Here is a 12356-nt window from a genome sequence, read left to right on the forward strand (position 1 = left end):
CGCTCAGCGAGTCGGGGTCACCTTGCTGAGGCCTCGGGGCATGTCCGGGTTCAGGCCGCGCGCAACTGAGAGGTAGTAGGCGAAGAGGTGCACGGCTGGAGATGCGGCGATGGGCGCCAGCGGCTCGGGCAGGCCGGTGTGGATGGACACGTCCCCCGGGTCATCGTCAAACGCGAACGTGAGCGTTGTAACCGATCGTTTGCGCAACCGGTCTCGGAGTTCAATCAGACCGGCCTTGCTCTTTCCCGGCGGCAGGAGCAGCAGCACCGTGCTCCTTCGATCGAGGGCGGCGATAGGACCGTGTAGAAGGGCGGCCGAGGAGGCCGACTCCACGGCCGCGTACGCGGTCTCCTTGAGTTTCAGTGCCGCCTCGTCCCCCACGCCCAGCATGTAGCCCCGCGTTGTCACCACCCAGGGATCGCGCCGGGCGCGGCGTCTGGCCAGCGACCTGATCACGGCCTCGCGTTCAAGCGCCGAGCCAACGGCGTCGGGCAGGCGGGGTAGGGCGCGCGTCAGAGCCGATACCCGGCCCCATCCCGCGACCAGGGCGGCAAGCACCGCAAGCGAAGACGTGAAGGTCTTGGTCGCCGCCACGCTGATCTCGGGGCCCGCGGCCAGGGGCAGGATCTGATCGCTGCAACCTGCCATCGGCGAGGCGGGATCGTTGGTGATGGCCATGGTCAGGGCGCCCTGCCTGCGCGCCTCGGCCAGCACCTCGGTGACGTCCACCGACCGGCCGGATTGCGAGATGCCGATCACAGCCGCGGAGCGCCAGTCCGGCGTGCGGCCGTACAGCGTCGTCACCGACGGCATCGCGGTGCCCGTGGGTATTCGCAGGAAGGTCTCAACCAGGTACTGCCCGTAGATGGCCGCGTTGTGCGAGGTGCCGCGCGCGACGAAGACGACGAACGGCGGGCGCCGGTGCCGCAGCGCCCGCACCGCTTCGCCGATCTCGGCCGCGTGACGGCTCAACATGCGCTCCAGGGCGGCCGGCTGTTCGCGGATCTCGGCCAGCATCGCGTGCGTGGTGGCAGGCATAGAATATCGCTTCGCCGGGGCGCGGGCCGTCCCTACCTGCCCGGACTGCTCGGACCGCGCTTACTGGGGCCGCACCTGCTGGGACCGCGGTCGTACACCTGCGGGTTCACCACATGATGGGGCCGCTCTCCCCTAAGCGCTGCCAGCACCGCATCCGCACAGGAGCGTTCCATGCGGGCCAGCGTCTCTGCCGTGTGCGAAGCCACGTGCGGCGTGGCCACGACCTGGTCGAGCCCGGCCAGCGACAGATCCCGGACCGGCTCATCCTGGAACACATCCAAGCCGGCTCCTGCCAGCCGGCCCTCGCGCAGGGCCGAAAGCACCGCCGCCTCGTCGAGCACTGCCCCACGACTGGTGTTTATCAGATACGCGCCCGGTTTCATCCTGCGCAGCGCCGTCTCACAGATCATGCCCCTGGTCTGCGGCGTTAGCGGCACGTGGATCGTAACGAAGTCGCTCTCAGCCAGCAGCGTGTCCAGGTCGGTGAGCGTTACACCGAGCGTTGCCGCGGCAATGGGATCAGGCAGCGCGTCATGTGCCAGCAGCCTCATTCCGAAACCGGAGGCGCGGCGGGCAACTGCCCGACCGATGGAGCCGAGCCCCAAGATGCCAAGCGTCTTGCCGTGGACGTCCACCGTGGGCACGCGATCCCATTTGCCGGCCTTGACGCTGCGGTCCAGGGAAGGAATTCCACGGGAGACAGCGAGCAACAGCGCCATGGTGTGATCGGCCACCGTGTCGGTGAGCGCGCCGGCGGTGATTGTCACCGGGATACCCCGCCGGGTGGCCGCGTCCAGATCCACGGTCTCGTATCCCACCCCGCGGCGGGCCACTATCTTCAGACGAGGCGCAGCGCCGAGCACGCGCTCGGTGATGCGCTCCATGCCGGCTATGATGGCATCCGCGTCGCCCACGAGCCCGACCAACTGCTCCTCGGTAAGGGTGGCCTCGGTTGGGTTGGGGATGATCTCGCACCCGGCTCCTCGGAGCAGCCCGATCGCTTCGTCTCCGGTGCGGCCGAAGCCCGGCGCCGAGATCAAGACCTTGGGTCGGTGAGGTACGGTCACGTTTCACTCTCCCGGCACGCTACAGGAATAGCCGCGCCCGTCTAGTAATACGATTCTGATGCCACCAGCCCTGCCAACTTCATGCCAGCACCGATGGAGCCGATCATTTCCTCTCCTCTGGTTCGACCCGAGCGGTTGAGGGCGCGCCTCGAGATGCTGGCCGCGCAGGGCGGCGAAGCATCCGGTGGCGACGTCCGGGGTGTCAGCCGGTTTCCGTTCTCCGCGGCCCACGCCGACGCGGTCCGCATCGTCGCTGCATGGATGGAAGAGGCGGGTCTCTCCGCGGGCTGCGATGAGTTCGGCAATCTGATCGGCACCTGCCCGGGTTCGGGGGACGGGCCAGCCATCATTCTTGGGTCGCACCTCGACACGGTACCCTGCGGCGGCATGTTCGACGGCGCGCTCGGCGTCGCCGCCGGTGTTGAGGTGGCGGCTGCTCTGCACGAGTCAGGCCGCGGCCTGCATCACGCGCTGGCAATCGTGGGGTTTGCCGACGAGGAGGGCCATCAGTTCGGGGTGGGCACGCTGGCGTCACGGTGCGTGACCGGCCGGATCCCCAGGGAGAGGTTTGCCTCGCTGCGCGGGCGCGACGGCCGCACCCTGGCCGAGTCGCTGGCGGCGTTCGCGCCCGGCCTTCCTCGCTGCGCATTTCCCGAGCGCGCAGCGGCATACCTGGAACTACACATCGAGCAGGGCCCTGTTCTTGCGCGGTTCGGCCGCCGTGTCGCTGTGGTGAGTACGATTACCGGTATCGCCCGGACCGTGGTCGTCCTGGAAGGTGAGTCCAACCACGCGGGCACGACCCCGATGGTGGATCGCCGCGATGCGCTGGTGGGCGCCGCCGACGTGGTCCTGGCTGTACACTCCCTGGCCCGGACCGCGGGTGCGCCTGCCGTGGGAACCGTTGGCACGTTGTCCGTCTCGCCCGGGGCATCCAACGTGGTGCCCGGCCACGCGGAGTTCAGCATCGAGTTCAGGACAACCGACGGCGTCCAGTTGCGCAGCCTGTGCGCCGGCATTGGCGTGGAGGCCAGGCAGGTGGCGCAGAGCCGCGGCCTGAGCTGCCACATCGGAGATTGGGATCTGCGCGATCCCGTGCCGATGGACGAGGGCGTTCAGCGTGCGATCGCGCGGGCGATTCAGGATGCCGGATGCGAGCCGTTCGCGATGCCCAGCGGCGCAGGCCACGACGCAATGGTCATGGCACAGCACGTGCCCTCCGGCATGATCTTCGTGCCCAGCGTCGGCGGGATCAGCCACTCCCCGCGCGAGTGGACCGACTGGGAGGACGCGGCACTGGGAGCAGAGGTGCTGCTGCGGACGGTGATGCTGCTGGATGAGGCCGGCCTGCCGGCGGCGCGAGCTCATCCGGCCCACGATGCCTCTTGAACCGTTGCTCCGTGGCGAGAACGCCCCGGCATCCTAGGAGGAGGCGAAACGATGGAATACCGATATCTGGGCAGAACAGGCCTGCAGGTGTCGGCCCTTTGCTTCGGCACGCAGACCTTCGGGTGGGTGGCCGACGAGCCCACCTCGCACGCGATGCTGGATCGCTTCACCGCGGCAGGGGGTAACTTTCTCGACAGTGCCGACACCTACAATCGCGGCCAGTCGGAAACCATCTTGGGGACCTGGATCGCCTGCCGCGGCCGCCGCGACGACCTGGTGGTCGCCACCAAGGTGTTCTTCCCCACGGGCCCGGGTCCCAACGACCGGGGGTTGTCTCGGGCGCACATAATGGCCTCGGTGGAGGGGAGCCTGCGACGTCTGCGGACCGACCACATAGACCTATACCAGATGCATTGTTGGGACGCGGCCACGCCGCTGGAAGAGACCGTGCGCGCAATGGACGACCTGGCGCGGGCGGGCAAGGTTCGCTACCTGGGGGCGTCCAACTTCACGCCGTCCCAGGTGGACCGGGCGGTGATGCTGAGCCGCTTGAACAACTGGGTGCGGGTGGACTGCCTGCAGCCCGAGTACAGTCTGCTGGTGCGCAGCCCCGAGTGGGAGCTTCTCCCGCTGTGCCGGTCAGAGGGCATAGGCGTCCTGCCCTGGTCTCCGCTGGCCGGTGGGTGGCTGTCGGGCAAGTATCGAAAGGGCCAGGCGCCTCCCGAGGGTAGCCGGGCCGGCAGGCGGGACCGGTTCGAGGACCTCCCGGAGCAGCGCGCGACCGAGCAGGCATGGCGCGTTATAGAAGAGCTGGACGCGGTTGCCCGCGAGGTCGGCAGGACGCCGTCTCAGGTAGCGCTCAACTGGTTGCTCCGGCAGCCGGGGGTGACCGCGCCGATCTTTGGCGCCCGGACCGTCGAGCAACTAGAGCAGAACCTGGGCAGCGTCGGGTGGGCGCTGGCGCCGGAGTTCGTGGCCCGGCTCGCTGAGGCGAGCGCGACGCCGCTTCCGTCGCCCCACGGTTTCGTGGCCCGCTACACGCGGCATCGGGAGGGTCGGGACCCCCTGGCCCCGTAGTGGCTACGCGCGCCGTGAGCCAGGAGGACCGTACCGACTACCGCGGATCAGGAGGACCGTGCCGGGCACCGTCAAAGACCCCTACGAGCCAGAGTACCTGTTGATCACACTGGAGGAACCAAGCGATGAGCACGCGCATTGTGGCGGTTCTACTGGTTACGCTCCTGGCCACCGGCATTGCCGCCGCGACCCCAGCCGAGCCCCAGCGTGGTGGTTCGGCCGTTGTAGCCATCGGCGGCGATCCGGAGACCCTCAACCTGGGCATCACCACGGGCTACGCCGTCGGCGCTGTGGCCGCGAGCATCTTCAGCGGCCTGGTCTGGATAGACGCGCGCGGCGAGATCCAGCCAGGGCTGGCCACCTCGTGGACCACATCGCCCGATGGGTTGATCTACGCCTTCGAGCTGCGCCGGGGGGTGAAGTGGCACGACGGCCGGGCATTCTCCGCGCAGGATGTGAAGTTCACGATGGAGCAGGTGACCGGTCTCTATCACGGTCGGTTCCGGCCGGCCTACCTGAACTTCGAGTCCATTACTGTGACGTCGCCTCAATCGCTCAAGATCACGCTGAAGCGTCCGTACGCGCCGCTCCTGCGGCTGCTGACGGTCTTCGATTGCCCGATACTGCCGCGGCATGTCTACCAGGGCGAGGACATCACACGTCATTCACGCAACAACGATCCGGTGGGCACCGGGCCATTCAAGTTCCGCGAATGGGTGCGCGGTGACCGGCTGGTGTTGGAGCGCAACGATGCCTACTGGGACCCTGTCTACCTGGATCGCCTGATCTTCCGGATCATTCCCGGCGCTGCCCTGCGCGTGACCGCGCTGGAAGTGGGCGAGGTGGACATGGTCGCGGACTTCTACCTGCCCAAGACCGATGTGGATCGGCTCAAGCGCAACCCCAACGTCCGGCTGCGGCTGGGCCAGCCTATACCCTCGATGGGGTTCATGTTCATCAACGCGCGCCGCGCTCCGCTGGATAACCCCAAGGTGCGCAGGGCGCTGGCCCTGGCCATCAACCGCGTGCAGATCGTCACGCAGGCCATGGGCAACCTCGCGAGGCCGGCGCGCGGGCCGTTCGGCGATGGGTTCAAGTGGGCCCACTCGCCCGAGTCCGACTACAACCGGCTCTACCCCTACAACGTCGAACGGGCCAACGCCCTGCTGGATGAAGCCGGTCTTCCCCGGGGTGCCGGCGGCGAGCGTCCCGTGCGCCTGCGCATGGTCTACGACGCGGCGCGTGCCCCGATCGCGGCGTCGGCGGCGATCATTCGGGACAACCTGCGCGCGGTCGGCATCACCGTGGATCTGCAGCCGATGGACCGCGCGGTCATGATCGAGCGCATCTACACCCGACCCGACTACGAACTGACCGTGCAGACCTTCACGAGCGGCGGGGATCCTGCGATCGGGTACCACCGCATCTACGCATCCGCGGCGCCAGGGGTACCGTTCGTCAACGCCACGGGGTACTCGAACCCGGAGGTGGACGCGTTGCTCAACCGAGCCGCGGAGGTGCCTGAGCGGGCGGCCCGGGGCAAGATCTATGCACAGGTATCGAAGATACTGGCGGCCGACCTGCCGACGCTGATGCTGTTTGACGAGATCGGAGTGGATGCCGCGCGCGCAACGCTGCGGGGTGTTTGGATCGGAGCCGAGGCCCGCGACCGCTGGGACGCGGTGTGGGTACAGAAGTAGCCAGGGCGGGGGCGCGCGTAGAGACGCAGGCGGGGGTTCACGCGGCGAGGGTGGCACAGGCGCGGTGGTGACGGCGGGGAGTACGCCGCTCTGGCGGTACGCGGCGGGACGGCTGGCACAGGCCGTCCCGCTACTGCTAGGTGTAGTTGTAGTCAACTTTCTTCTCATCTCGCTGGCTCCCGGCGATCCCGTGGCCACCCTCCTGGGCGAGTATCCCGCGCCCCCGGAATACGTTGCTCAACTCCGGCGTGAGTTCGGCCTCGACCAACCGGCACCGGTGCGGCTGGCGCTCTATGCCTGGAACGTTGCCCGCGGTGAGTTGGGGTTCTCATTTGCCTATCGCCTTCCGGTCGCCGCACTGGTGGTCGGGCGTCTCGGGAACACGTTCCTTCTGATGGTGACGGCCCTCACGCTCGCGGCGCTGGTGGGTGTCGGGCTTGGCGTCACCGCGGCCCGCCGCCGGGGCTCTGGACTGGACACAGCGGCCACCGGCATCTCGCTGGCAGGATACTCGATCCCCGACTTCTGGCTGTCGCAGCTCCTGGTCCTGCTCTTCGCCGTGTTCCTGGGCTGGCTTCCGGCGCAGGGGATCCGCTCGGTCCGCGAGCAGTACACCGGCATGGCCGCCGTCCTGGATGTGGCGCGGCACCTGATACTGCCGGCGGCCGCGCTATCGTTCAGGTACATGGCGCTCATCTCCCGCCTGACCCGCGCCTCGATGCTCGAGGCGATGAGCCAGGACTTCATCCTGGCCGCGCGGGCCCGCGGCCTTCCGGAACGGCTGGTGCTGCTCCAGCACGGCCTGCGGAACGCCGCCCTACCGGTCGTGACGGTGATCGGCTACAACTTCGCCTTCGTGCTGGCCGGGTCGGCGTTGGTGGAAACCGTCTTCGGCTGGCCGGGTGTGGGGCGGCTGCTGTACGACGCGATTCTGCAGCGTGACACCCCGGTGCTCTTGGGCGTGCTTCTCATGGTGTCCGCGACGGTTGTTGTCGTGAACCTGCTTACCGACCTTCTCTACGCGGCGCTGGACCCGCGTGTCAGGTACTGACAGATGGTTGCCGACGAGAGCGCAGTAACCCCTTCCGCGGCCGGCGGGCGCGAGTTCTGGCGCCGCTTTCGCCGGAGCCGTGCAGGCATCATCGGCCTGGGCCTGGTCGTTCTCCTGGTTGTCGTCGCCATGGCCGCGCCGCTGCTGGCGCCGCGCGACCCTCAGACCACCTCCCTGGTCACGCTCAACCCCCCCGGCACGCCTGGGCATCCGCTCGGAACGGATAACCTCGGCCGCGACATCCTCAGTGGCGTACTTTGGGGGAGCCGCGTCTCGCTCACCGTCGGCGTCTGCGCCGCCGCCGCCGCGGTGCTGCTCGGTGTATTCATCGGCTCCCTGGCCGGGTTCTACGGGGGATGGGCCGACGCGGTTCTGGGCCGCATCACCGAGCTGTTCCAGGTGATCCCGCGGTTCGTGCTCGCGCTGCTCGTGGTGGCGCTCTTCGGCAGCGGCCTGTGGAAGTTGATAGCGGTCATAGGCATCCTGTCCTGGCCGCAGGCCGCGCGGGTAGTTCGCGGGCAGGTCATGGCGCTACGGGGCGCGGCCTACGTGGACGCGGCGCGCGTCCTGGGGCTGCGCAACGCACGCATAATCTTCTCGGAGATTCTTCCGAACGTGCTGGCCCCGGTGGTCGTGATCGGGTCACTTGACGTTGCCGGCGCCATACTGCTGGAGGCAAGTTTGGGGTTCTTCGGCCTGGGGGATCCCAACCTCGTGTCTTGGGGAATGATGCTGAACAACGCGCAGGCCCACCTGCGCCAGGCCTGGTGGATGAGCGTGTTCCCCGGAATTGCCATCTCGCTGGCGGTTCTGGGGTTCAACCTGATGGGCGATGGCCTCAATGACGCTGCCAATCCCCGACTTGGGGTGTGAGGCGCCATGAACGGGACCGGGCCCCTGTTGCTGGTTGAGGACCTCCACACCCACATCCTGACGACGCGGGGCGTGGTGCGCGCGGTTGACGGCATTTCGCTCTCGCTCCCGCAGGGTTCCGCCGCGGGACTGGTCGGCGAGTCCGGGTCAGGTAAGACGATGACCGGGTTCTCGATCCTCCGGCTGTTCCCCACGGACGCCGCCCGCATCGTGCGCGGCCGGATCGAGCTCGCCGGGCGCGACCTCCTGTCCCTCACGGATGAGGAGATGCGCCGGGCGCGCGGCGGGGACGTGGCCATGATCTTCCAGGACCCAACGACCTACCTCAACCCTGTGATGCCCGTCGGGCAGCAGGTGGCCGAGGCGTACGCGATGCGACACGGATGGACGCAGGCGCGGCAGAAGGCGGTCGAGGCACTGGGACTCGTAGGCCTGCCTGACCCCGGGGAGACCTACCGCCGCTTCCCTCATGAGCTCTCGGGCGGGATGCGCCAGCGCGCCGTCATCGCCATGGCGATTGTTTGCCGGCCCGCGTTGCTGATCGCCGACGAGCCGACGACCGCGGTGGACGTGACGATCCAGGCGCAGATCCTAGATGTGCTCCAGCGCCTCCGTCGCGAACTGGGGATGACGCTGCTGCTGATCACCCACGATCTGGGGATCGTGGCCGAGGTCTGCGAGACTGTCCACGTCATGTACGCCGGCCGGATCGTCGAGTCCGCCCCATCGGAAGCGCTGTTTGCGTCTCCGGGCCATCCCTACACCCAGGGCCTGCTGGCCGCCACGCTCAGCATTGACGAGGCCCGTCCCATCACCAGGGTGATGGAGGGCGCGGTGCCCGACCTGGCCCGCCTGCCGCGCGGGTGCCGGTTTCATCCCCGCTGCCCGGCTGTGATGGACCGCTGCCGGATCGAGGACCCGCCGGCCTTCCGTCTCGGAGCGCACCATCTGGTCGCATGCTGGCTCCACGAGGAGCAGGGAGCGCCGTGATCCTGGAAGCCCGCGATCTCACGAAGCGGTTCCCATGGGGCCGGACCTTCACCGGCACCCGCGCCTGGGTGCGCGCCGTGGAGGGCGTCTCCCTGGGCGTGGCCGAGGGTGACACGCTCGCGCTTGTCGGCGAGTCCGGGTCGGGCAAGACCACGACGGGCCGCATCCTGGCCGGGCTCGAGGCGCCGACCTCAGGCGATGTGCACTATCGTGGCAGGGCGCTTTCGGCGCTGACCGGTCAGGACTGGCGCGAGTTCCGTCGCAGCGTGCAGATGGTGTTCCAGGATTCGCAGGCTTCGCTGAACCCCCGCAAGACCGTGGCGCAGATCCTGGAGGTAGCGCTGGCCGCGCATGGGGTGGCTCCTGGAGCGCGTCGAGACTCCGCAGCCCGGTTGCTGGTTGAGGTCGGCCTGGAGCCCCCGGCGGTGTTCCTCGGACGGTTCCCGCATCAGCTCTCAGGAGGCCAGCGCCAGCGGATCAACGTGGCCCGCGCGCTCGCCACCGATCCCAAGGTGATCATTGCCGATGAGCCGGTTTCCGCCCTCGACCTCTCGGTACGCGCACAGATACTTGTCCTCATGCAGCGACTCCAACGGCAGCGCGGCGTTGGGTACTTGTTCATAAGCCACGATCTGGCTGTCGTGCGCTCGGTGGCCCGGCGTGTTGCGGTGATGTACCTGGGGCGGATCGTTGAAGAAGGCCCGACCGAGGCGGTGTTCGGCAGACCTTTGCACCCCTACACAGAGGCGCTGCTGTCGGCCACGCCCGTCCCCAATCCACGGCTCGCGAGGATGCGGGAGCGAATCATCCTCCAGGGAGACGTGCCGTCTCCGGTCGCGCCTCCGCCGGGCTGTCCCTTTCACCCTCGCTGTCCAATCGCGCAGGAGGTCTGCCGTCGCGAGTTCCCGCCCCTAGTCGACGCAGGAAGAGGGCAGGTGGCAGTATGTCACTTCGCCCACTGAATGCCACCGAGCCAATGCCGATAACCTTCATGAGGCATGTCCTGGGGGTTCATCGTGCTCCGATTTCCGTGTCCGTACTTCACAGCGGAGGTGGGACTATCCGATCCTGATCTCATTCGCAGAAGTGCCAGTGTCCCGACCGCGCGGCTGTTCTCGCGCTGGTATACTGGTCCTCGAGGCGGCAAGCACGTTGGGGATTGCGGCATGGACGCGAAGTTGACGCTCCACTATGACCGGGACGCCGACATCCTTCACATCAGCAAGCGGCCCCCCTACCCGGAACAGGAGTCTGAGGAGCTGGGCGAGGGGGTCGTTGCCCGGATCAACCCGGCGACCGGTGAGGTCGAGAACCTGGAGATCTTACTCTTCTCAGTACGACTCCGGCAAGGCGATGCCTTCGATCTTCTTGTGGCTGCGGACCTGAAGCTGGCGGCGGGACGTTAGCCGACCGCATCCCTGAACCGTCGGATCGCCTCGATGTGGTCGTCGGGCGTCCCCAGCCCCGCGCCCATCGTGGAGACGCTGAGGTGGGTGGCTCCCATCTCCCGCCATTCCTCGGCGAGCCGGCGCCACTCGTCCGGTCCGTCCTTGCCAGCGACGATCCGCGCTTCGATGCCAAATGACGCCGGGTCGCGTCCTGCCTCCTCAAGGTGCACGCGAAGGCGCTCGACGGATTCGCGAGGCTTCCTGGAAGGGCCGCGGGTGTACGGATTCGGCAGTCCGCCGCCGAACAACCAGCCGTCGGCAATCCGCGCGGCGCGCCTGAGTACCGCGTCCGCCGCGCCTCCCATCCAAATGGGAATCGGCCGCTGCACCGGGAGGGGATTGAGCCCTGCCTCGACGATCGTGTGCCACCGTCCGCGGAAGGTCACGATCTCCTGGGTCCATAGGGCGCGCAGCACTTTGACCTGCTCGGTGATCCTAGCCCCGCGGTTCTGGAAGTCCTCTCCGAGCGCCTCGTACTCGACGGAGTTCCATCCAAGGCCCACCCCGAGCCGCAGGCGGCCGCCGGAGAGCACATCCACCTCTGCCGCCTGTTTCGCAACGAGCGCGGTCTGGCGCTGGGGCAGGATGATGATCCCGGTCGCGAGTTCCATCCGCCTCGTGCAGCCGGCCAGATAGCCGAACAGGACGAACAGCTCGTGGAACGGATCGTCCATGTCGTAGCCCAGCCATCCCGGCCGGTTCGCTGTGCTCGCGCTGAGCACGTGATCATAGGCCACCAGGTGGTGGAAGCCGAGCGTCTCCGCGGCCTGCGCGAAGTCGCGGATCACGACGGGGTCGGTGCCTATCTCGGTTTGAGGGAAGACCACACCCAGGCGCATCTGAAGATTCCCCCTTCAAGGAACGTGGAGGTGGGGCCTCTACAGTATAGCAACGTCGGGCGGTGCGGAGTCGCGGGACAGGCCAGGGGTGCTGTCGAATCAGTCAGGACCACGTCAGGTTACCAGGAGGCAGCACAATGCCATTCCTAGCACGAGTGTTCCACGACGACACCATCGAAGAGGCGAAGGTCGAGGGCTCCGTGGTCACGACGCAGTCCGGCCACCGCATCGCCGTCGGCGACGCCCGCTTCTCCACGCCCACCGCGCCTAGCAAGATCATCTGCGTAGGGTTCAACTACCGTGACCACGCTCAGGAGTTGGGCCGGGAGCTGCCCAGTGAGCCGTTGTTCTTTCTGAAGCCGCCCAGCGCGCTGCTGGCGCACGGCGAGACCATCGTCTATCCACCGGAGACCAAGCAGCTCGAGTTCGAGTGTGAACTGGCCGCGGTAATCGGCGCGCGCTGCCGCAATGTCCCGATCGAGGACGCCCGGTCCGTCATTTTGGGCTACTCCATCTTCAACGACGTCACAGCCCGGGACATCCAGAAAGTAGAGCCGCAGTGGGTTCGGGCCAAGTGCTTCGATACGTTTGCGCCCTACGGGCCGGTGGTGGCCACGCACGTTGACCCGTTGGATCTGCGCCTGGTGACGCGCGTCAACGGGATCGTGAAGCAGGACTCCTCAACCCGGCACCTGGCCTTTGATGTTCCTGCGCTGGTGGCGATGGCGTCGCGCATCATGACGCTGGAACCCGGGGACATCATTGCCACCGGAACCCCGGCCGGGGTTGGACAGCTACAGCCCGGCGATGAGGTCTCGATAGAGATCGAAGGCATAGGCACGCTAACAAACAGCGTCGCGGCCGAGGAGTAGGGGGCCCAGCGG

Annotated in this window: 12 protein-coding genes; 9 read left to right on the forward strand and 3 right to left on the reverse strand. The window is 67.7% G+C overall.

Features of this window, described 5'->3' with window-relative positions:
* Nucleotides 1-3: 3 nt before the first annotated feature.
* On the reverse strand, nt 4-1038 hold the full coding sequence (locus FJX73_05830; protein MBM3470295.1) for an SIS domain-containing protein: 1035 nt from the start codon (nt 1036-1038) through the stop codon (nt 4-6).
* A 32-nt stretch (nt 1039-1070) separates the two neighbouring features.
* The gene (locus FJX73_05835) at nt 1071-2105 is read right to left on the reverse strand and encodes a hypothetical protein (GenBank protein MBM3470296.1); all 1035 of its coding nucleotides are present in this window, start codon (nt 2103-2105) and stop codon (nt 1071-1073) included.
* Nucleotides 2106-2186: 81 nt separating this feature from the next.
* On the opposite strand from FJX73_05835, the gene FJX73_05840 reads away from it, so the two are divergent.
* The 8 genes from FJX73_05840 to FJX73_05875 all read left to right on the forward strand — a co-directional run bounded on the left by FJX73_05840 (nt 2187) and on the right by FJX73_05875 (nt 10591).
* Nucleotides 2187-3494, forward strand: a complete 1308-nt coding sequence (locus FJX73_05840) for a Zn-dependent hydrolase (GenBank protein ID MBM3470297.1) — start codon at nt 2187-2189, stop codon at nt 3492-3494.
* 51 nt (nt 3495-3545) lie between these two features.
* Nucleotides 3546-4571 (forward strand): aldo/keto reductase, encoded by a 1026-nt coding sequence (locus FJX73_05845; GenBank protein MBM3470298.1) that lies wholly within the window; start codon nt 3546-3548, stop codon nt 4569-4571.
* Nucleotides 4572-4696: 125 nt separating this feature from the next.
* A complete protein-coding gene (locus tag FJX73_05850) occupies nt 4697-6271 on the forward strand; it encodes a hypothetical protein (protein ID MBM3470299.1) in 1575 nt (524 codons plus the stop codon).
* The gene (locus FJX73_05855; GenBank protein ID MBM3470300.1) at nt 6189-7322 is read left to right on the forward strand and encodes an ABC transporter permease; all 1134 of its coding nucleotides are present in this window, start codon (nt 6189-6191) and stop codon (nt 7320-7322) included. Before FJX73_05850 ends, FJX73_05855 begins: the two co-directional genes overlap by 83 nt.
* Nucleotides 7323-7325: 3 nt before the next feature.
* Nucleotides 7326-8195 (forward strand): ABC transporter permease, encoded by an 870-nt coding sequence (locus FJX73_05860; GenBank protein MBM3470301.1) that lies wholly within the window; start codon nt 7326-7328, stop codon nt 8193-8195.
* A gap of 6 nt (nt 8196-8201) precedes the next feature.
* A complete protein-coding gene (locus FJX73_05865; GenBank protein ID MBM3470302.1) occupies nt 8202-9185 on the forward strand; it encodes an ABC transporter ATP-binding protein in 984 nt (327 codons plus the stop codon).
* Nucleotides 9152-10147 carry an ATP-binding cassette domain-containing protein gene (locus FJX73_05870; protein MBM3470303.1) on the forward strand — a complete coding sequence of 332 codons (996 nt, stop codon included), beginning with the start codon at nt 9152-9154 and terminating at the stop codon, nt 10145-10147. Before FJX73_05865 ends, FJX73_05870 begins: the two co-directional genes overlap by 34 nt.
* 204 nt (nt 10148-10351) lie before the next feature.
* Entirely contained in the window at nt 10352-10591 is a 240-nt protein-coding gene (locus FJX73_05875; protein MBM3470304.1) for a DUF2283 domain-containing protein, read from the forward strand.
* Here the strand turns inward: FJX73_05875 and FJX73_05880 are convergent.
* Nucleotides 10588-11472: an LLM class F420-dependent oxidoreductase gene (locus FJX73_05880; protein MBM3470305.1), complete on the reverse strand. Its 885-nt coding sequence runs from the start codon at nt 11470-11472 to the stop codon at nt 10588-10590. The two genes, FJX73_05875 and FJX73_05880, sit on opposite strands and share 4 nt — an antisense overlap.
* Nucleotides 11473-11609: 137 nt before the next feature.
* On the opposite strand from FJX73_05880, the gene FJX73_05885 reads away from it, so the two are divergent.
* Nucleotides 11610-12344 (forward strand): fumarylacetoacetate hydrolase family protein, encoded by a 735-nt coding sequence (locus FJX73_05885; GenBank protein MBM3470306.1) that lies wholly within the window; start codon nt 11610-11612, stop codon nt 12342-12344.
* Nucleotides 12345-12356 lie beyond the last annotated feature (12 nt).

The organism is Armatimonadota bacterium (assembly GCA_016869025.1).
Lineage (GTDB): Bacteria > Sysuimicrobiota > Sysuimicrobiia > Sysuimicrobiales > Humicultoraceae > VGFA01.

Bases quoted from the DNA above. Each gene is read 5' to 3' on its own strand.
- FJX73_05880 (MBM3470305.1), bottom strand. From the start codon at position 11,472: ATGCGCCTGGGTGTGGTCTTCCCTCAAACCGAGATAGGCACCGACCCC.
- FJX73_05850 (MBM3470299.1), top strand. From the start codon at position 4,697: ATGAGCACGCGCATTGTGGCGGTTCTACTGGTTACGCTCCTGGCCACC.
- FJX73_05860 (MBM3470301.1), top strand. From the start codon at position 7,326: ATGGTTGCCGACGAGAGCGCAGTAACCCCTTCCGCGGCCGGCGGGCGC.
- FJX73_05885 (MBM3470306.1), top strand. From the start codon at position 11,610: ATGCCATTCCTAGCACGAGTGTTCCACGACGACACCATCGAAGAGGCG.
- FJX73_05840 (MBM3470297.1), top strand. From the start codon at position 2,187: ATGCCAGCACCGATGGAGCCGATCATTTCCTCTCCTCTGGTTCGACCC.
- FJX73_05865 (MBM3470302.1), top strand. From the start codon at position 8,202: ATGAACGGGACCGGGCCCCTGTTGCTGGTTGAGGACCTCCACACCCAC.
- FJX73_05830 (MBM3470295.1), bottom strand. From the start codon at position 1,038: ATGCCTGCCACCACGCACGCGATGCTGGCCGAGATCCGCGAACAGCCG.
- FJX73_05870 (MBM3470303.1), top strand. From the start codon at position 9,152: ATGCTGGCTCCACGAGGAGCAGGGAGCGCCGTGATCCTGGAAGCCCGC.
- FJX73_05845 (MBM3470298.1), top strand. From the start codon at position 3,546: ATGGAATACCGATATCTGGGCAGAACAGGCCTGCAGGTGTCGGCCCTT.
- FJX73_05875 (MBM3470304.1), top strand. From the start codon at position 10,352: ATGGACGCGAAGTTGACGCTCCACTATGACCGGGACGCCGACATCCTT.
- FJX73_05855 (MBM3470300.1), top strand. From the start codon at position 6,189: ATGCCGCGCGCGCAACGCTGCGGGGTGTTTGGATCGGAGCCGAGGCCC.